This window comes from Pseudomonas sp. LBUM1673, from assembly GCF_059695645.1.
Map to the genome: position 1 here is coordinate 3,342,406 of NZ_CP166780.1, position 19,590 is coordinate 3,361,995.

17 protein-coding genes are annotated in these 19,590 nt (G+C 60.3%); all 17 read left to right on the plus strand.

Features of this window, described 5'->3' with window-relative positions:
• The first annotated feature begins 44 nt into the window (after positions 1–44).
• The 17 genes from ACA044_RS15375 (at position 45) to ACA044_RS15455 (ending at position 19,551) form a co-directional block, all read left to right on the plus strand.
• Positions 45–1,403 carry a glutamine synthetase family protein gene (locus tag ACA044_RS15375; RefSeq protein ID WP_497447105.1) on the plus strand — a complete coding sequence of 453 codons (1,359 nt, stop codon included), beginning with the start codon at positions 45–47 and terminating at the stop codon, positions 1,401–1,403.
• A 141-nt stretch (positions 1,404–1,544) separates the two neighbouring features.
• Positions 1,545–2,633, plus strand: coding sequence for a polyamine ABC transporter substrate-binding protein (locus ACA044_RS15380; protein ID WP_497447106.1), 1,089 nt, complete (start codon positions 1,545–1,547; stop codon positions 2,631–2,633).
• Positions 2,630–3,931: an NAD(P)/FAD-dependent oxidoreductase gene (locus ACA044_RS15385; protein ID WP_497447107.1), complete on the plus strand. Its 1,302-nt coding sequence runs from the start codon at positions 2,630–2,632 to the stop codon at positions 3,929–3,931. The genes ACA044_RS15380 and ACA044_RS15385 overlap by 4 nt, the downstream gene beginning before the upstream one ends.
• 316 nt (positions 3,932–4,247) lie before the next feature.
• Entirely contained in the window at positions 4,248–4,841 is a 594-nt protein-coding gene (locus ACA044_RS15390) for a paraquat-inducible protein A (protein ID WP_497447108.1), read from the plus strand.
• Positions 4,841–5,491: a paraquat-inducible protein A gene (locus ACA044_RS15395; RefSeq protein WP_497447109.1), complete on the plus strand. Its 651-nt coding sequence runs from the start codon at positions 4,841–4,843 to the stop codon at positions 5,489–5,491. Before ACA044_RS15390 ends, ACA044_RS15395 begins: the two co-directional genes overlap by 1 nt.
• Positions 5,488–7,143 (plus strand): PqiB family protein, encoded by a 1,656-nt coding sequence (locus tag ACA044_RS15400; protein ID WP_497447110.1) that lies wholly within the window; start codon positions 5,488–5,490, stop codon positions 7,141–7,143. The genes ACA044_RS15395 and ACA044_RS15400 overlap by 4 nt, the downstream gene beginning before the upstream one ends.
• A 16-nt stretch (positions 7,144–7,159) precedes the next feature.
• Entirely contained in the window at positions 7,160–7,714 is a 555-nt protein-coding gene (locus tag ACA044_RS15405) for a PqiC family protein (RefSeq protein ID WP_497447111.1), read from the plus strand.
• A gap of 309 nt (positions 7,715–8,023) precedes the next feature.
• Positions 8,024–9,172, plus strand: coding sequence for a UDP-4-amino-4-deoxy-L-arabinose aminotransferase (gene arnB, locus ACA044_RS15410; RefSeq protein WP_497447112.1), 1,149 nt, complete (start codon positions 8,024–8,026; stop codon positions 9,170–9,172).
• Entirely contained in the window at positions 9,169–10,188 is a 1,020-nt protein-coding gene (gene arnC / locus ACA044_RS15415; RefSeq protein WP_497447113.1) for an undecaprenyl-phosphate 4-deoxy-4-formamido-L-arabinose transferase, read from the plus strand. The genes arnB and arnC overlap by 4 nt, the downstream gene beginning before the upstream one ends.
• On the plus strand, positions 10,185–12,203 hold the full coding sequence (gene arnA / locus ACA044_RS15420; protein ID WP_497447114.1) for a bifunctional UDP-4-amino-4-deoxy-L-arabinose formyltransferase/UDP-glucuronic acid oxidase ArnA: 2,019 nt from the start codon (positions 10,185–10,187) through the stop codon (positions 12,201–12,203). Before arnC ends, arnA begins: the two co-directional genes overlap by 4 nt.
• Positions 12,203–13,087 (plus strand): 4-deoxy-4-formamido-L-arabinose-phosphoundecaprenol deformylase, encoded by an 885-nt coding sequence (gene arnD, locus ACA044_RS15425; protein ID WP_497447115.1) that lies wholly within the window; start codon positions 12,203–12,205, stop codon positions 13,085–13,087. Before arnA ends, arnD begins: the two co-directional genes overlap by 1 nt.
• Positions 13,084–14,733, plus strand: coding sequence for a lipid IV(A) 4-amino-4-deoxy-L-arabinosyltransferase (arnT, locus tag ACA044_RS15430; protein WP_497447116.1), 1,650 nt, complete (start codon positions 13,084–13,086; stop codon positions 14,731–14,733). The genes arnD and arnT overlap by 4 nt, the downstream gene beginning before the upstream one ends.
• Positions 14,730–15,074 carry a 4-amino-4-deoxy-L-arabinose-phosphoundecaprenol flippase subunit ArnE gene (arnE, locus tag ACA044_RS15435; RefSeq protein WP_497447117.1) on the plus strand — a complete coding sequence of 115 codons (345 nt, stop codon included), beginning with the start codon at positions 14,730–14,732 and terminating at the stop codon, positions 15,072–15,074. The genes arnT and arnE overlap by 4 nt, the downstream gene beginning before the upstream one ends.
• Positions 15,071–15,484 carry a 4-amino-4-deoxy-L-arabinose-phosphoundecaprenol flippase subunit ArnF gene (gene arnF / locus ACA044_RS15440; RefSeq protein ID WP_497447118.1) on the plus strand — a complete coding sequence of 138 codons (414 nt, stop codon included), beginning with the start codon at positions 15,071–15,073 and terminating at the stop codon, positions 15,482–15,484. Before arnE ends, arnF begins: the two co-directional genes overlap by 4 nt.
• Positions 15,481–16,860, plus strand: a complete 1,380-nt coding sequence (locus ACA044_RS15445; protein ID WP_497447119.1) for a UDP-glucose dehydrogenase family protein — start codon at positions 15,481–15,483, stop codon at positions 16,858–16,860. Before arnF ends, ACA044_RS15445 begins: the two co-directional genes overlap by 4 nt.
• Entirely contained in the window at positions 16,833–18,461 is a 1,629-nt protein-coding gene (locus ACA044_RS15450; RefSeq protein WP_497447120.1) for an ArnT family glycosyltransferase, read from the plus strand. Before ACA044_RS15445 ends, ACA044_RS15450 begins: the two co-directional genes overlap by 28 nt.
• 394 nt (positions 18,462–18,855) lie before the next feature.
• Positions 18,856–19,551 (plus strand): HPP family protein, encoded by a 696-nt coding sequence (locus ACA044_RS15455; protein ID WP_497447121.1) that lies wholly within the window; start codon positions 18,856–18,858, stop codon positions 19,549–19,551.
• Positions 19,552–19,590: the final 39 nt, after the last annotated feature.

The window sequence follows — 19,590 nt, forward strand, 5'->3', positions numbered from 1 at the left end:
AAACCGCCCTCCCCGGCGTCAATAAAACCAACGACGAGGTCTTTATGAATGTCCCTTTCGATCAGCTGTTCACGTGGCTGAAAGATCACAAGATTACCGAGGTCGAGTGTGTGGTCAGTGACTTGACCGGCATCGCTCGCGGCAAAATTGCACCCACCAACAAGTTCCTGCATGAGCGAGGCATGCGCCTGCCGGAAAGTGTGCTGTTGCAAACGGTAACCGGGGACTTTGTCGACGACGACATCTACTACGACCTGCTTGACCCGGCCGACATCGACATGGTCTGCAAGCCCGTCGCCGACGCGGTTTACGTGATTCCATGGGCCATCGAGCCGACCGCCATCGTGATCCACGACACCTTCGACAAGTTCGGTAATCCCATCGAGCTGTCGCCACGCAACGTGCTGAAGAAAGTCCTGCAGCTCTACACCGATAAAGGCTGGAAGCCGATTGTCGCGCCGGAAATGGAGTTCTACCTGACCCAGCGCTGCGAAGACCCGGACTTGCCGCTCAAGGCGCCACTGGGTCGTTCGGGCCGTGCGGAAAGTGGTCGCCAGTCGTTTTCCATCGACGCCGCCAACGAATTCGATCCACTGTTTGAAGACGTCTACGACTGGTGCGAACTCCAGGGCCTGGACCTCGACACGCTGATCCACGAAGACGGCCCGGCGCAGATGGAAATCAACTTCCGTCACGGCGACGCCCTCGATCTCGCGGACCAGATCACCGTGTTCAAACGCACCCTGCGCGAAGCGGCACTCAAGCACAACGTTACCGCGACCTTCATGGCCAAACCCATCGGTGACGAGCCCGGCAGTGCCATGCACATCCACCAGAGCGTGGTGGACATCGCCACCGGCCAGCCGATCTTCGCCGATGCCGACGGGCAGATGAGCGAGCTGTTCCTGCACCACATTGGCGGCCTGCAAAAGTACATTCCCAAAGTGCTGCCGATGTTCGCGCCCAACGTCAATTCGTTCCGCCGCTTCCTGCCCGACACCTCGGCACCGGTCAACGTCGAATGGGGCGAAGAAAACCGCACCGTCGGCCTGCGCGTGCCGACCTCAAGCCCCGACGCCATGCGCGTGGAAAACCGCTTGCCGGGCGCCGACGCCAACCCCTATCTGGCGATCGCCGCGAGCCTGTTGTGCGGCTATCTGGGCATGGTCGAACAGGTCGAGCCGAGCGCCGCGGTGCAGGGCCGCGCCTACGAGCGACGCAACCTGCGCCTGCCTATCACCATCGAGGACGCCCTGACGCGCATGGAGGAATGCGCAACCATCGAGCGTTATCTGGGGAGCAAATTCGTCCGGGGTTACGTCGCGGTCAAGCGCGCCGAACATGAAAACTTCAAGCGCGTGATCAGCTCCTGGGAGCGCGAGTTCCTGCTGCTCAGCGTTTAGTCAGTAACGGCCCCATCGCGAGCAGGTTCGCTCCCACATCTGAAATGCATTCCCCTGTGGGAGCGAGCCTGCTCGCGAAGACGGTCGCCAGAACACCAAAGAAACGCCTGAAGAAATTCAATAACTCAAAGAGGTGTCGATATGCGTCTATTGAAATCCGTGGTTCCGGTCGCACTCGCGGTGCTGTTCAGCGCCGGGGCGCAGGCTCAGCCGAGCGTCAGCGTCTACAACTGGACCGATTACATCGGCGAGACCACCCTCGCCGACTTCCAGGCGAAAACCGGAACCAAGGTGATCTACGACGTATTCGATTCCAACGAAACCCTGGAGGGCAAACTGCTCGCCGGCCGCACGGGTTATGACGTGGTGGTGCCCTCCAACCATTTCCTCGCGCGCCAGGTGAAGGCCGGCGCGTTCCTCAAACTGGATCGCTCGCAGCTGCCCAACTGGAAAAACCTCGACCCGAAACTGCTGGCTTTGCTGGAAAAAAACGATCCGGGTAATGAACATTCGGTGCCGTACCTGTGGGGCACCAACGGTATTGGCTACAACGTCGACAAGGTCAAGCAGGTGCTGGGCATCGATCGCATCGATTCCTGGGTCGTGTTTTTCGAACCAGAGAACCTGAAGAAACTCAGTCAGTGCGGCGTGTCGATGATGGATTCGGCGGATGAAGTGTTCCCGGCGGTCCTGAACTACATGGGCATGGACCCACGCAGCGAAAATCCCGAGGACTTTAAAAAGGCCGAAGCCAAACTGCTGACCATCCGGCCTTACATCACCTATTTCCATTCGTCCAAGTACGTGTCGGACCTGGCCAACGGCGACATTTGTGTCGCTTTCGGTTACTCGGGCGATGTGTTCCAGGCAGCGAACCGGGCCAAGGAAGCGAAAAACGGCGTGAATATCGCCTATTCGATTCCCAAGGAAGGCAGCAACCTGTGGTTCGACTTGCTGGCGATCCCTGCCGACGCCAGCCATCCGAAAGAAGCTCACGCCTTCATCAATGACCTGCTCGAACCGCAAGTGATCGCCAAGGTCAGCGCCTCGGTGGGTTATGCCAATCCGAATCCGGCGGCCAAGCAGTACATGGACGCTGAATTGGTCAATAATCCTGAGGTCTATCCACCCCAGGAAGTCCTCGACAAACTCTACATCTCGACCACCCCGCCCCAGGCGATCATGCGTCTGATGACCCGTTCCTGGAGCAAAGTGAAGTCCAACAAATGAATCAGTACGACAACGAACACGCACATTCCTATTACGCTGCGTCGGCCAAGGGCATGACGCCCTACCCCACGCTGGACTCGGATCTTGAGGCCGATGTCTGCGTGATTGGCGGCGGCTTTACCGGGGTCAACACCGCCATTGAACTGGCACAGCGCGGGCTCTCGGTGATTCTGCTGGAAGGCCGGCGGATCGGCTGGGGCGCCAGCGGTCGTAACGGCGGGCAGTTGATTCGCGGCATCGGTCATGACGTCGACGGTTTTGCCCGTTATGTCGGTCAGGAAGGCGTGCGCTATCTGGAGCGTGCGGGTATCGAGTCCGTGGAACTGGTGGGCAATCGTATCCGCGAGCATGGGATCGATTGCGACCTGCGCTGGGGCTTCTGCGAGCTGGCCAACACCCCGGCGCAGTTCTCGGCGTTCAAGGCTGAACTGCAGAGCCTCGCCGAGCTGGGTTACGCCCATGAAACCCGACTTGTCGGCCCCGAGCAGATCCGCCAGCAAGTGGTGGGCTCCGATGTTTATGCCGGTGGCCTGATCGACATGGGTTCGGGTCACTTGCATCCGCTGAACCTGGTGCTCGGCGAAGCGCGCGTTGCCGAATCCCTCGGGGTGCGAATATTCGAGCAATGCCCGGTGCTGGAGTTGGTCCATGGCAGCACCGTGCAGGTTCGCTGCGCGGGCGGCACGGTGCGCGCCGGCACTCTGGTGCTGGCCTGCAACGCGCATCTGGAAGAGCTCGAACCACGCCTTTGCGCCAAGGTGCTGCCGGCGGGCAGTTACATCATCGCCACCGAACCGTTGGCGCCGGAGGTTGCCGCGCAATTGATCCCGCAGAACCTGGCGCTGTGCGACCAGAAAGTCGGCCTCGATTACTACCGGCTCTCGGCAGATCGACGTTTGCTGTTCGGCGGTGCCTGCCATTATTCCGGGCGCGATCCGGCAGACATCGGCGCCTATATGCGGCCGAAAATGCTCAAGGTCTTCCCGCAGCTGGCGGATGTGCGGATCGACTATCAATGGGGTGGCAAGATCGGCATCACCGCTAACCGTTTCCCCCAGGCCGGACGCTTGAGCCAGTACCCGAACGTGTTCTACGCCCAGGGCTATTCCGGTCATGGCCTGAACGTGACCCATTGGTGCGCACGGCTGCTGGCCGAAGCGATTCATGCCGGGCACAGCCGGGGGCTGGACGTTTTCAGCGCCGTGCCGCACATGACCTTTCCCGGCGGACGCGTCCTGCGCTCGCCGCTGCTGGCTCTCGGGATGTTCTGGTATCGCCTGCGCGAATTGCTTGGCTGAAGTTCGTGACAATAATCTTGCACAAATCTGTGGCGAGGGGGCTTGCCCCCGTTGGGTCGCGAAGCGGCCCCAAATTTTGCCATCGCATTCCGTCAGGCATACCGCATGCAGCGTGTTGACGACTGCTGCGCAGCCGAACGGGGGCAAGCCCCCTCGCCACAAATGCCCGTCTGGTCCTGATGTCGCGTCCAGTGCATACGATCGTTCCCATGCAGCGTGGGAATGATCGGGATCAGCCTTTTAATTTGCTCAATCGCAAGTCACTTCTATATTGAGGGAGTGCTCTGACTTTCCTGTCTCCTGGCGAGTGCGGCCTATGGCTACGACTGACCAACTGATCATCTGCGAGCACTGCGACCGCGTGTATGAAAAAGTCACGCTCGGCAAACATCAAAAAGCCCTGTGCACCTGCTGCGGCGGCGTGCTCCAGCGTTATAACGGACTGTCGGTGGAGCAGCGTCTGGCCTTGGCCTTCACGGCAACGGTGCTGTGGATTTTCGCCAATTTTTATCCAGTCATGAGCATCAGCCTGAAGGGCCTGAAAAACAGTGCGACGCTGTGGGATTCGGTATTGGCGTTGAGCCAGGGGCCGATCACGTTTATTGCGCTGGTGGCGGCGATATCCATCATCATCGCGCCGCTTTTTCAACTGGTGTTGCTGATCTGGGTTCTGAGCTTCGCCCTCGGACATCGGCGCTCGCCCGGTTTCAAAGTGTGCATGCGCTGGCTGGAAACCCTCAGGCCGTGGAGCATGCTTGAGGTCTGTTTGCTGGGCGCAATGGTCGCGGTGTTCAAACTCGCAGGATTGCTGGATGTCGTACCCGGCCTCGGCCTGTTTGCACTGGCTGTTCTCAGCCTGCTGTTGATCCGCATTGCCGGGCGCGATGTCCGTGAACTGTGGGACCTTTAATGAACAGGCCACCGCTCGCCAGCGAACTCAACCTGTGCCTGTGCCATAGCTGCGGCATGGCCTGCGACATGACCGACAACCCTCATGAATGCGAACGCTGTGGCGCGCCACTGCATGCCCGCAAAACCAACTCACTGACCCGCACATGGGCCTATCTGCTCGCCTCACTGGTGTTTTATATTCCGGCCAATTTGCTGCCGGTGATGAACACCAGTCTGTTCGGCAGCGGTTCCGACAGCACCATCATGAGCGGAGTGCTGGAGTTCTGGGCTCACGGTGCATGGGACATTGCCCTGATCATTTTCATCGCCAGCATCGCGGTGCCGGGCATCAAGTTCGTAGCCCTCTCCCTGCTGCTGATCACGGTGCAACGCGGCAGTCTTTGGGCCCGCAAGGAACGTTCGAAGCTTTACCGTTTCGTCGAGCTGATCGGCTACTGGTCGATGCTCGACGTGATTGTTGTCGCGCTGGTCGCAGCACTGGTGAAGTTCCAGGCCCTGGGCGATATCGAACCGCGCCTGGGCATTCTGTTCTTTGGTCTGGTGGTGGTATTCACCATGCTGTCGGCGATGAGTTTCGATCCGCGGCTGATCTGGGATAAAGAGCGGGATAGAGAGCGAAATAACCCACAACGAGGAGGTCATGGATGAAGTCGCAAGCCACTGATGGGCCGCAAAGCCCCGGCCAGGCCAGTATCAAGACCCGTCGTTTCAGCGTTTCGCTGGTGTGGATCGTGCCGATCGTTGCAGTGCTGGTGGGGATTTCCCTGGTGGTGCACAACGTGATGCAGGAAGGCCCGACCATCACCGTCACGTTCAAAACCGGCAGTGGCCTCACGGCCAACAAGACCGAGGTCAAATACCGCAACGTGGTCATCGGCCATGTCTCGGAAGTGAAGCTGAGCAACGACCAGAAAAGCGTCAACGCCACGGTCAAGCTCGACAAACAGGCTGAAAGCTTCACCCGCGAAGATTCGCAATTCTGGGTCGTGCGGCCGCGCATCGGTGCCGGCGGCGTCTCGGGCATCGATACGCTGCTGTCAGGCGATTACATAGGCGCCGACATCGGCGAGGCCAATGCCCGTTCCAAACACTTCACAGGGCTGGAAAACCCGCCGCCCATTACCTATGGCGAACCGGGCAAGCGCTTCATGCTGCACACCCAGGACCTAGGCTCACTGGATATCGGCTCTCCCCTCTACTACCGCAAGATTCAGGTGGGGCAAGTGGTGGCGTATGCGCTGGATGCCGACGGCAAAGGGGTGAACATCGAAGTCTTCGTGCATTCGCCCAATGACGTTTACGTCACTGAGAACACCCGGTTCTGGAACGCCAGTGGTATCGATGTGAGCGTCGGTGCCAATGGTTTTGCGGTGAAGACCGAATCCCTGTCGTCGTTGTTGGTGGGTGGTATCGCTTTTCGCGCGCCGGATTACAGCCCCAACGATCAGCCCGCCAGCGAGAATAAAGCCTTCGACCTGTTCGCGGATCAGCAAACCGCTCTCGCCCCGCCCAACGGTAAGGGGCAGTACTTGAGCCTGCGTTTCGATCAGGCCTTGCGCGGACTCAAGATCGATGCGCCGGTGGAGTTTCTCGGCGTGGAATTCGGCAAAGTCGTGTCGATCAATCTGGATTTCGACGCAAAAAAACGCAGTTTTCCGGTCAATGTCGGCATCATGATCTACCCGCAACGACTCGGCCAGGCCCACGTCAAGATGCTTAAGGCCTTGAATCATGATCCCAATGACGAAGCCGCTAGCATAAGGCTGATGGGCTCCTTCATCGACAACGGCCTGCGGGCCCAGGCCCGTAGCGGCAATCTGTTGACCGGTCAGCTTTACATCGCGCTCGACTTCTACCCCAAAGCGGAGAAAGTCGTGTTCGATCCGACCGCTCGTCCCGTCACTATCCCCACCATTCCTGGCAGCCTCGAGCAGTTGCAGGAAAAACTGGAGGGCATGGTCAACAAGATCAACCAGCTGCCAATCGAACGCATTGCGGGCAACCTCGACAGCAACCTCGTCGAACTGCGCAAGGGCCTCGTACAGTTCAACGCCAGGACCCTGCCTGGCGTGCAGACCACTCTGGCGGACGTCAGCAAGACCTTGCAATCGGCCAGCTCGACCCTCGCCGAGGATTCGCCGCAACGGGAGCAGTTGACTCAAACCCTGGACGAACTCGGGCGCATGTCGCGCTCACTGCGTGAGCTCTCGGATTACCTGGGCCGGCATCCGGAATCGCTGATTCGCGGTCGTCCCGACAATGCCGCGCCAATGGACTTGCAGCCGCCACCGCGCAACTGACGACAGGAGCAACACCATGGCTTTTTCGAAAATCACACTGGTCACTGCGTTGTTGTTGCTCACCGCCTGCCGCAGCGACCCGATTCAGTTCCACACCCTGACCCCGGCCCAACTGAGCGGCGCAAGCGGCAGTGCCGCAGAAATCCAGATTGAGGGCATTACGGTGCCGCCCCAGGTCGACCGCCCGCAGATTGTCATTCGCCAAGGCAACAGTGGCGTGGCAATTCTCGAAACCGAATGGTGGGCGGCGACGCTGGTGGATGAATTACGCAGCGCCCTGGTCGATCAACTGGTCAACAGTAACCCGCAACGCAGAGTGTCGTTGCGCCTGGATGTGCAACGCTTTGATTCGATTCCCGGGCAATACGCGTTGATCGACGTCAAATGGCGCCTGCGCAGTCTCGGCAACGGCGATACCGCACAGCTCATCTGTCGCAGCACGTTGCAGACCCCTTCCGGCGCGAGCATTGATGACCTGGTGGCGGCCCATCAGAACAATGTGAAACGGTTAGCCGCGCTGATCAGTCAGGCGGCCGGTTCGCAAAGAGGGTGTGTTCAACAAAACAACTAAGGAATGCAATACAAGTCCTATAACGCGGACTCTTCTGTAAGTCTTCGCTTATAAAAAGCGCGATGAACGGCAGAAATCTGAACAGTGGCTGTATGAGTTTCAGATAAGCGATTCGCCTACCGGTTTTTCATGTTCCTTTGACAAAATCGGGTCTAACCTTCCCTTCATTCGACGAGCCCGAGGGGCCGTCACGCTGCCGGTCATGGCCGGGAAAGTCAATTGACGGCTTCTCGGCTTATCAGCTAAGCCTTTGAAAATGCGCTTCTTTCGGCGATTTCGCTGAAGGGCCTCGTTCGCCCGGAGATTACTATGAGTCAGGCGTTTCTCCCCTTCTCTCGCCCCAGTATTGGCGATGAAGAAATAGCTGCGGTAGAGCAAGTACTGCGCTCCGGCTGGATCACTACCGGACCAAAAAACCAACAACTGGAAGAGCACTTCGTCCACTCGGTCGGTTGTCGCCATGCCGTCGCATTGTCTTCAGCCACCGGCGGGATGCACATCACATTACTGGCATTGGGAATCGGTCCCGGCGACGAAGTCATTACACCGTCCCAGACTTGGGTGTCGACCGCCAACATGATCTGCCTGCTCGGCGCAACGCCGGTTTTCGTCGACGTTGATCGCGACACGTTGATGAGCGACCTGGCGAGCATCGAAGCAGCAATCACGCCTCGCACCAAGGCCATCATTCCGGTGCATTACGCCGGCGCGGCGTTCGACCTCGATCCGCTCTACGCGCTGGCCGACAAACATGGCATCGCGGTCATCGAAGACGCAGCTCATGCGGCGGGCACGTTCTACAAAGGTCGGCACGTCGGCGCCCAGGGCACGGCAATCTTCTCGTTCCACGCCATCAAGAACATGACCTGCGCCGAGGGCGCGATGTTCGTCAGCGACGATGAAGCCCTGGCCACTCGAGTGCGCATGCTCAAGTTTCATGGCTTGGGCGTGGATGCCTACGACCGCCTGACCCACGGCCGCAAACCCCAGGCCCAAGTGATCGAACCCGGCTTCAAGTACAACCTGGCCGACATCAATGCCGCCATCGCCCTGGTGCAGCTGGAGCGTCTGGACGCAATCAACGCCAAGCGCACGGAGCTGGCCCAGGCTTATCTGCAACGCCTGGAAGGCTTGCCGGTACAACCGCTGGCCGTTCCGGTCTATGCGCAGCAGCACGCCTGGCACCTGTTCATTCTGCGTATCGACACCGAACGTTGCGGGCTGGACCGCGAGGCGTTCATGAAAGCTTTGCAGGAACAGAACATCGGTACCGGCATTCACTTCATCGCCACGCACCTGCACACCTACTACCGCCAGCGTTTCCCCAACATCTACCTGCCCAACACCGAATGGAATTCGGCACGGCTGTGTTCGATCCCGTTGTTCCCCGACATGACCACCGATGACGTCGATCGTGTTGTCGGCGCCATTGAAAACACACTGGACACAAGCCTGTGAAACCTTATCCGATCCGTTGCGTGTCAATCGTCATTCCGATCTATAACGAGCAAGACAGCCTGCCGGAGTTGCTCCAGCGCACCGAAACGGCGTGCCAGCAACTGCACCAGGACTACGAAATCGTGTTGGTCGATGACGGCAGCCGCGACAACTCGGCGCAAATCCTCGAGGACGCTGCCAATCGCGAGTGCAGCCCGGTGGTGGCGGTCATTCTCAACCGTAACTACGGCCAGCACGCGGCGATCATGGCCGGTTTCGAACAGTGCAAGGGCGATGTGGTCATCACCCTCGACGCCGACCTGCAAAACCCGCCGGAAGAAATCCCGCGGCTGGTGGCTCAGGCCGAACGGGGTTACGACGTGGTCGCCACGGTGCGCGACAACCGTCAGGACTCGGCCCTGCGTCGCTGGCCATCGAAGCTGATCAACCTCGCCGTGCAGCGCTCCACCGGCGTTGCCATGACTGACTACGGCTGCATGCTGCGCGCCTATCGCCGGACCATCGTCGACGCCATGCTCGCCTGCCGCGAACGCAGCACCTTCATCCCGATCCTGGCCAACAGCTTCGCCCGGCACACCACGGAAATTCTGGTGCCCCACGCCGAGCGCGAACACGGCGAATCCAAATACAGCCCGATGCGCCTGATCAACCTGATGTTCGACCTGATCACCTGCATGACCACCACACCACTGCGACTGCTGAGCATTGTCGGCTTCGGCATGGCCGGCCTCGGCGTGCTGTTCGCCTTCTTGCTGATCGTCCTGCGCCTGGTCTTCGGCGCCGAATGGGCCGGCGATGGTCTGTTTGTGCTGTTTGCGGTGCTGTTCGTTTTTACCGGCGGGCAATTTATCGGCATGGGCCTGTTGGGCGAGTACCTGGGGCGCATGTACAGCGACGTCCGGGCGCGTCCACGGTTCTTCATCGAAAAAGTCCTGCGTAGCCATCCCTCATCGAAGGCTCCCGTTGTCACTGTCGACGGCCTCACTTCCACTTCTTCCGATCAGGTTCTCTCATGAGTGCAAAAGCTGTTGTCTTCGCCTATCACGATATCGGTTGTGCCGGCATCGAAACCCTGCTCGACAGCGGTTACGAGATTGCCGCGGTGTTCACCCATTCCGACGATCCGAAGGAAAACACTTTCTACGGCTCGGTTGCGCAACTGTGTGCGCGCAAAGTCATCCCGGTGCACGCCCCGGAAGACGCCAACCATCCACTGTGGATCGAACACATCAGCCAGCTCAAGGCGGATTACCTGTTCTCGTTCTACTACCGCAATCTGTTGAGCGAACCACTGCTGGCCACAGCGCGTAAAGGTGCGTTCAACCTGCACGGCTCGTTGCTGCCGCGCTACCGTGGCCGGGCACCGGCCAACTGGGTGTTGGTCAACGGTGAAACCGAAACCGGCGTGACCCTGCACCGCATGGTCAAACGTGCCGATGCCGGCGCAATCATCGCCCAGCAACGGGTGGCGATCGAGCGCACCGACACCGCGCTGACCCTGCACGGCAAATTGCGCCGGGCCGCCACCGATCTGCTGCGCGACACCTTGCCCACGCTGCTTCAGGGCACCGTCAGCGAAACCCCACAGGACGAATCCCAAGCCACGGTGTTTGGTCGTCGTACCCCGGCGGACGGCAAACTGATCTGGAACAAACCGGCTGAAGAGCTGTTCAATCTGGTCCGCGCCGTGACCCAACCTTACCCCGGCGCTTTCTGCGCCGTGGGCGAGCACAAACTGATTGTCTGGAACGTGGACGTCGTCAAGGGCAACGAAGGCCTGGCACCGGGCCGGGTCATCAGCGTCGATCCGTTGCGTATCGCCTGTGGCGAAAACTCGCTGGTGATCAACGCCGGCCAGCGTAACGACAACGGTCTGTACCTGAGCGGCCCGCAACTGGCCAACGAACTGGGGCTGGTCGATGGCTCGGTGCTGCGTGGCACCGAATCTGGCCGTGCACCGCGTCGCACACGGGTGCTGATCCTGGGCGTCAACGGCTTCATCGGCAATCACCTGTCCGAGCGCTTGCTGCGTGACGACCGGTATGAAGTGTACGGCCTGGACATCGGCTCGGACGCCATCGAACGCCTGCGCAGCCATCCGAACTTCCACTTCGTCGAAGGCGATATCAGCATCCACTCGGAGTGGATCGAGTACCACATCAAGAAATGCGACGTGGTGCTGCCGTTGGTGGCGATTGCCACGCCGATCGAATACACCCGCAATCCGCTGCGGGTGTTCGAACTGGACTTCGAAGAGAACCTGAAGCTGGTTCGCTACTGCGTCAAATACAACAAGCGCGTGATCTTCCCGTCGACGTCTGAGGTCTATGGCATGTGCCAGGACGCCAACTTCGACGAAGACAGCTCCAACCTGGTGGTCGGGCCGATCAACAAGCAACGCTGGATCTACTCGATTTCCAAGCAGTTACTCGACCGGGTGATCTGGGCCTACGGCCAGAAAGGCCTGAATTTCACCCTGTTCCGCCCTTTCAACTGGATGGGCCCACGCCTGGACCGCCTGGACTCGGCGCGCATCGGCAGTTCCCGGGCCATCACCCAACTGATCCTGAACCTGGTGGAAGGCACACCGATTCGCCTGTTCGACGGCGGCGAGCAAAAACGCTGCTTCACCGACATCGCCGATGGCGTCGAAGCCCTCGCGCGGATCATCGACAACCCAAACGACGCCTGCAACGGCCAGATCATCAACATCGGCAACCCCGACAACGAAGCCAGCATTCGTCAGTTGGGTGAAGAACTGCTGCGTCAGTTCGAGGCTCACCCGCTGCGCGACAACTTCCCGCCGTTCGCCGGGTTCCGCGATGTCGAAAGCCAATCCTTTTATGGCACTGGCTATCAGGACGTGTCTCACCGCAAACCGAGCATCGCCAATGCCAAACGTCTGCTTGACTGGATACCAACGGTTGCGATGAGCGAGACCATCGGCAACACGCTGGATTTCTTCTTGCGCGAGGCCATGCTCGAAATCGCGGAGCGATTTACAGAAGAATCTACAGAAGAATCACGCTGATGCAGGCAGGCCTACGAATCGATGTCGACACCTACCGAGGCACCCGTGAGGGGGTGCCGAGGCTGCTGGACATGCTCGATGAGGCTCAGGTCAAGGCGACGTTTTTCTTCAGTGTCGGGCCGGACAACATGGGGCGCCATCTGTGGCGCCTGATTCGCCCGCAGTTCTTCTGGAAAATGCTCCGCTCCAACGCCGCCGGCCTGTATGGCTGGGACATTTTGCTGGCCGGCACCGCGTGGCCGGGCAAACCGATCGGCCGCGACCTCGGGCACCTGATGCGTCAGACCCTGGCGGCCGGGCATGAGGTCGGCCTGCACGCCTGGGATCACCACGGCTGGCAGGCCAATGCCAGGCGCTGGAGCGAGGCGCAGCTGATCGAGCAGATTCGCCGTGGCGTCGACAGCCTCAGTGACATCCTCGGGCAGAAAGTCGAGTGCTCGGCGTCTGCCGGTTGGCGGGCGGATGAGCGTGTGATCGAGGCCAAGCAGGGTTTCGGCTTTCGCTACAACAGCGATTGTCGGGGCCAGCGCCTGTTCCGGCCGACATTGGCCGATGGCAGTCCGGGGACACCGCAGATTCCGGTGGACTTGCCGACCTTCGATGAGGTGGTTGGCCCGGCTGTCGCGGCCAAGGACTTCAACGCGTTCATTCTTGAGCGGTTCACCCCGCAAACACTCAACGTCTACACGATCCATGCCGAAGTAGAAGGGATTCTGATGGCCAACGATTTCCGTAAACTGCTGGCCGATGCGCGCCGGCAGGACATTCATTTCCACCCCCTGGGCGATCTGCTGCCCGAGGCAGTCGCCACCTTGCCGGCCGGCCGGGTCGTGCGCGGCACCCTCGAGGGTCGTGAAGGCTGGCTGGGGGTGCAAGGCGCATGAGCAAACGCTGGGCACTGCCGTTTTTGCTGGTCGTTTTGGCGCTGGCGTACTTGTTGCCGCTGGGCACCCATGGCTTATGGATTCCCGACGAAACCCGCTATGCCCAGATCAGCCAGGACATGCTCCTGAGCGGTAACTGGGTGTCGCCACATTTCATGAGCTTGCGTTATTTCGAAAAGCCAGTGGCCGGGTACTGGATGATCGCCATCGGCCAAGCGTTGTTTGGTGACAACCTGTTTGGCGTGCGCATTGCCTCGGCGATAAGCACCGGGCTGAGCGTGTTGCTGTGTTACCTGATCGCCCGGCGGCTGTGGAACGAACCGCGCAAGAGCTTCGCCTGCGCGCTGCTGTACATGAGTTTTACCATCGTCGCCGGGCAAGCCGGCTACGCCAACCTCGATCCGCAATTTACCTTCTGGGTCAATCTGAGCCTGGTGGCTTTGTGGTTTGCGCTGGACAGCGTCAGCCGGGGCCCGCGTCTGCTCGGTTGGGCGGTGCTGGGGCTGGCCTGCGGCATGGGCTTCATGACCAAGGGTTTCCTCGCCTGGCTGCTGCCGGTGCTGATCGCCCTGCCCTGGATGCTCTGGCAAAAACGCTGGCGGGAGCTGCTGACTTACGGCCCGGTGGCGATTGTCGTGGCGATCGCGGTGAGCCTGCCGTGGGTCCTGGCAGTGCATGCACAGGAGCCTGATTACTGGCGGTTCTTTTTCTGGCACGAACACATTCGTCGCTTCGCCGGGGATGACGCCCAACATGACGCGCCGTGGTGGTTCTATTTGCCGCTGCTGGTGGCGTTCAGTCTGCCGTGGGCGGCATTGCTGCCATCAGCGCTGAAGCAAGCCTGGCAGACCCGGCATCAGGCCAATATCGCTTTCCTGTTGCTGTGGCTGCTGATGCCGTTGGCGTTTTTCAGCCTGAGTAACGGTAAATTGCCGACCTACATCATGCCCTGCCTGCTGCCCTTAGCGTTGTTGCTGGGTCATGCCCTGGCGGATCGACTGAAGCTGGAACAGGGCTGGGCACTGGGGATCAATGGTCTGCTGAACCTGACGCTGGGTGCGGTCACCCTGATTGCGCTGGTCTGGCTGCAACTGAAAAAGCCGCTGTACGACCATGAGCTGCACAACCTGATATTGGTGTTCATCGGGTTGATCGGCTGGATCATGGCCAACCTGCTGCAAGTCTTTCGCCCGTTGCAATGCTGGGCTGCCCCGGCGTTCGGCAGTTTGCTGCTGATCGGCGTGCTGCCGGCCGGGCTGCCCGACTCGGTGGTGGCGAACAAGATGCCCGACCAGTTCATCCTCGAACACGTCGAGGAACTGGCGCAGACCGGCAAGCTGTTGAGCAATGACCTGGGCGCCGCTTCGGCCCTGGCCTGGCGCCTGAAACGCCCCGACGTGGCGTTGTACAACACGATAGGCGAATTGAAATATGGCCTCGCCTATCCTGACTCAGCGAAGCAGCGAGTCGCCCCGGACAACGTGCAACAGTGGATGCGCGAAGCCCGACAGAGCGGCTCGGTCGGCGTGGTGATGCGGGTCAAGGGCGATGGCGAGCTGCAAGAAATCGAACGGCTGCCCAAGGATGGCAAACGTTATGAACAAGGCAACCTGGTGATTCTGATCTTTCCTCAGGGGGCGTCATGAGCCTGCTGCTCGTATTGGCTGCCTGCCTGCTGACCTGCCTGGGCCAGATCGCCCAGAAGTATGCCGTGGAAAGTTGGCGCGGCAAGACCTCGGGCTGGGACGAGAAACTGCGTTCGCCATGGTTATGGCTGGCGCTCGCCTCTCTGGGGTTGGGCTTGCTGGTCTGGCTGCTGGTGTTGCAGCGCCTCGAAGTGGGCGTCGCCTACCCCATGCTCAGCCTGAATTTCGTGCTGATCACACTGGTCGCCCGTTTTGTCTTCCACGAAACCATCGACCGTCGTCACTGGTTGGGCGTGGCGCTGGTGATCGCTGGCGTGGCGCTGCTGGGGCAACACGCATGAGCCTGCGCCGCGGACTCGCCTTCGCCCTGATCAGCGTGCTGCTGGGCAGTGCCGCGCAGTTGGGCATGCGCTGGAGCATGACCCGCCTGCCGCATCCCGAACAATGGTTACCCGCCTTAAGTACCGGCAGCGTCGACGTGTCCGCCGTGGCCGTCGTGCTGGCCGCCATCCTCGCCTATGCCGTGTCGATGCTCACTTGGCTCGCCGCCCTGCGGGATTTACCTCTGGGCCGGGCCTATTCGCTGCTTAGCATCAGCTATGCGCTGGTGTACGTGCTGGCCGCCAGCCTGCCGCTGTTCAACGAAACCTTCAGCCTTTCGAAAACCCTGGGGGTGGCGCTGGTCATCCTCGGTGTCATCACCATCAACTCTCGACCTGCTCACGCGCCCACTATCAGGAGAGCTCCATGAAAATCAGTGTATTTGGTAGCGGTTACGTTGGCCTGGTGCAGGCCGCCGTGCTGGCTGAAGTCGGCCACGACGTGGTGTGCATGGACGTTGACGAGAAAAAGGTCGCATTACTGCAACAAGGCCACGTCAGCATCTTCGAGCCGGGGCTGGCCAGCCTGGTGCGCGAAAGCCTGGAAGCCAAACGGCTGCAGTTCACCACGGACGAAAAGTTCGCGGTGCGCCATGGCCAGGTGCTGTTCATCGCCGTCGGCACGCCGTCCCGGGACGATGGTTCGGCAGATCTGAAATACGTGCTGTCAGTGGGTGAAGCGGTGGCGCGCCATCGTGAGCAACCGGTGATTCTGGTGGAGAAATCCACGGTGCCGGTGGGCACGGGCGATACGCTGCGCGCGCATATCGAAAAGTGCCTGCTCAAGGTTGGTCGGCTGTTGCAGTTCGATATCGTCTCCAACCCCGAATTTCTCAAGGAAGGTTCGGCCGTGGCCGATTGCCGGCGCCCGGACCGCATCGTCATCGGCTGTGAGCGCGATGACGTGCGCGACGTGATGCGCGACCTCTACGCCCCATTCAACCGCAACCATGACCGCATCATGTTCATGGACCTGCGCAGCGCCGAACTGACCAAATATGCCGCCAACTGCATGCTGGCGACCAAGATCAGTTTCATCAACCAAATCGCCGAGCTGGCCGAACACTTGGGCGCCGACATCGAATCGGTGCGCCTGGGCATCGGTGCCGATTCGCGCATCGGTTACCACTTTATCTATCCCGGCTGCGGTTACGGCGGCTCGTGTTTCCCCAAGGACATGCGCGCGCTGATTCACAGTGCCGAACAGGCCCACTGCTCCAGCGACTTGCTGCAAGCGGTGGAAGCCATCAACCAGCGGCAGAAACACAAACTGTTCGAACGCATCAACGCCTTTTACCAGGGCGAATTGCGCGGCAAGACCTTCGCCGTTTGGGGCCTGGCATTCAAACCCAATACCGACGACATGCGCGATGCGCCGAGCCGGGTGCTGCTGGAATCGCTGTGGGCCGCTGGGGCTCATGTGCGGGCGTTCGACCCGGAAGCCATGCAAGAAACCCAACACCTTTACCCGGACGAATCTAAGCTGATGCTCATGGGCACACCAGAATCGGTTCTTACCGGGGCCGACGCTTTGATCATCTGCACCGAATGGCAGCAATTCAAGGCGCCGGACTTCAACCTGATCCAGCAACGGCTTAACGCACCGGTGATCTTCGACGGGCGCAACCTGTACGACGCCGAACGCCTGGCCCGCAGCGGCTTCCTGTACTTTCCGATGGGCCGGGGTGAATCGCGCAAGTTGCCGATTCCCCATCAGCAATGGCCAGCGGCCTCGGTCGTGGCGTGAACACCGTATCGCCCGGTATTCGCCGGCAGTCCCTGGGGCTTGGGCTGCTGGCGCTGATGCTGTTCATCGCCGGGGTTTATCAGCAAGCGGCGATCGGTTTCGACTCGCGGTTCGTGCTGTTCGCCCAAGAGATGCTACGTCACGGGCCGACGATTTCCCCGACCACCTACGGCCAGCCCTATGCCGATTACTCAGCGGTTTCGACGCTATTCATCTGGTTGTTGTCCCTGCCGTTCGGGCAGGTCAACAGCCTCAGCGCCTGGTTGCCGAGCGCCATTGCCGCCGCGATAGTCGTCACGTTGATGTACCGCTTGCTCGCGCCGTACTCCAGACGCTGGGCGCTGCTGAGCATCGCCCTGATGTTGCTGACCAGTACGTTTGTCACTGAAACCCGTGCCGTGTCCCAGGACCTGATGCTCGCGGCGGTTGCCTTTTCGGTGTTCTACCTGGGCTATGCCACCGATCATTTCGCCATGCCCCGTCGTTTGCCACTGATTCTTGCCTTGTTGCTGCTGGGCTTCGGGATTCGCGGGCCGATCGGGCTGGTGATTCCCACCGGCATGTTGTGCAGCTATTACCTGCTCAATCGCCAATGGTCGCGGTTATTCGGTTTCGGCTTGCTGGCGGCCGTGTTGTTGGCGGTGTGTGCCGGCGTGCTGCTGTGGCTGGCCGAAACCAGTGGCGGACCGGCCTTCATGCAGAACGTGGTGCGCATGCAATTCATGGGGCGCATGGACGGCAGTGAAGGCGCCAGCGGTTCGCTGTATTACTTCACCCGTTCGCTGGGCAACTATGCGCTCGCCTATCCGCTGGCGCTGCTGGTGTTGGCGGCGGTCTGGCTGACGAATCCACGGCAGGCAGGTCCGGCATTGCGCTTGTTGCAGTACAGCACGGCGGCCGGGTTGATCGTGATGATTGGCTTATCGATTCCCCAGGCGAAAAAGGCCCGCTACCTGCTGCCGATGTTGCCCATGGCGGCAATCATTGCGGCGTACCCGTTTCAGGTGGCGCAGGGTCGGGTGTTCGGCTGGCTGCGGGGTTTGATGCAAGGGCTGTGGTTACTGATTCCGGGGCTGTTGATCGCTGGATTGCTGGTTGCTCAGCGGCGTCTGCCAGCGCAACCGGCTGCCTTTGTGCCGGTCCTGTTTGAGCTTGGGGCCCTGCAAGTCATCGCGCTGGCGGTGTGGTTCCGCTCTCGCTGGCGAGCCGAGGTATTGGCCTGTTGCGCAGTCCTGGCGCTGTGGTCGGTTTACATTCTGGTGTTTGAACCGGTCGAACGTCAGCTTTACGACACGCAAACCTTCAGCCGTGCGGCATTCGCACAGGTTCAGAAAGACCCGGCGCCGCTGGTGCTGCACGGCATGGGCAAGGACGCCAAGGCGATCAAGTTCATGGTCAATATCGAGCAGGACTTGCAGCCGGTGTTCACTGAATCGATTCAGGAACTGGAAGCCCTGCCGGGGCCGGCCTGGCTGATGATGGATCAAAGCGACTATAAAGCCTTACAAGGAACTTCACTGGGTGCCTTGCAACCGGTATTGAGCGGGCGTTTTGATAAAAACGATTACGTGTTGCTGCACATCTCCCCCCTTGCAGGGTAATGCTGTTCACTTAAGCCGTGATGCGATCTGTAGCAGCTGGCGAAGCCTGCGTTCGGCTGCGAAGCAGTCGTATGATCAGTCATTGCGGTGCGTCAGGTACACCACGGCAGCCGGACTCACGACTGCTGCGCAGCCGAACGCAGCCTTCGGCAGCGGCTACAAAAAATGCGTCGCGGTTGAAATTGCTTAAGTGAACAGTATTGCCCTCTTGCAGAGGGCTACACTGCAAAAATAATGCACTGAAACTGCATTAATATGAATTTGTCAGCATCAGCAATGACCGGCACACTGTGCGCCGTTCCTCCCCCAATAGTTGGAACCACTTCAAGGGCTTTCCGGGTATCCGGATAGCCTTTTTTTTGCCCCGGTTTTATTCAAAGGATCAGTTTTCATCATGCTCGCTCGCTGGTTGCCCGCCGCCGTCAACACCCGCCCCAGCGAATGGAGCCGCGCCGCCATCGGCATGGCCCTGGGGACGATGTTCAGCGTCTGGCTCTGCGGCCAGGTGTTCGGCATCGACGTGGCGCTGCATCTGATCGGTCCGCTGGGCGCTTCGGCGGTATTGCTGTTCGCCGTGTCCTCGGGGGCGCTGGCCCAGCCGTGGTCAATTCTTGGCGGTTATCTCTGCGCGGGGGTGATCTCGCTGTTGGTCGCTCACGTACTCGGACGCACCCTCGGCAGCGCCTGCCTGGCGGCGGGCATGGCGTTGATTCTGATGTGCTGGCTGCGTTGCCTGCACCCACCCGCCGGGGCGTTGGCATTGCTGTTGGTGTTGGCAGACCCGGCGACCATCGCCCTGGACTGGAAAGCCCTCGGCCCGGTGATGCTCAGTGGCTCGACGATGCTGCTCAGCGCCCTGGTGTACAACAATCTGACGCGCATTCGTTACCCCAAACGCCCCGCTGAACCCGTGGCGATGATGCCCGCCACCGACAGCCAGGCGATCACCGCCGAAGATCTGAAACTGGCCCTTGCCGACATGGAGGCCTTCTACGACGTCACCCCCGAAGACCTCGAACAACTGATCCATGCCAGTGAGTTGCATGCCAGGCGGCGCAGTATCGGTGAAGTGCTGAGCAGCAGAATCTGACAGGAAAAGTGCTTTTCTTGCCCTGATGCCAGTCAGTCA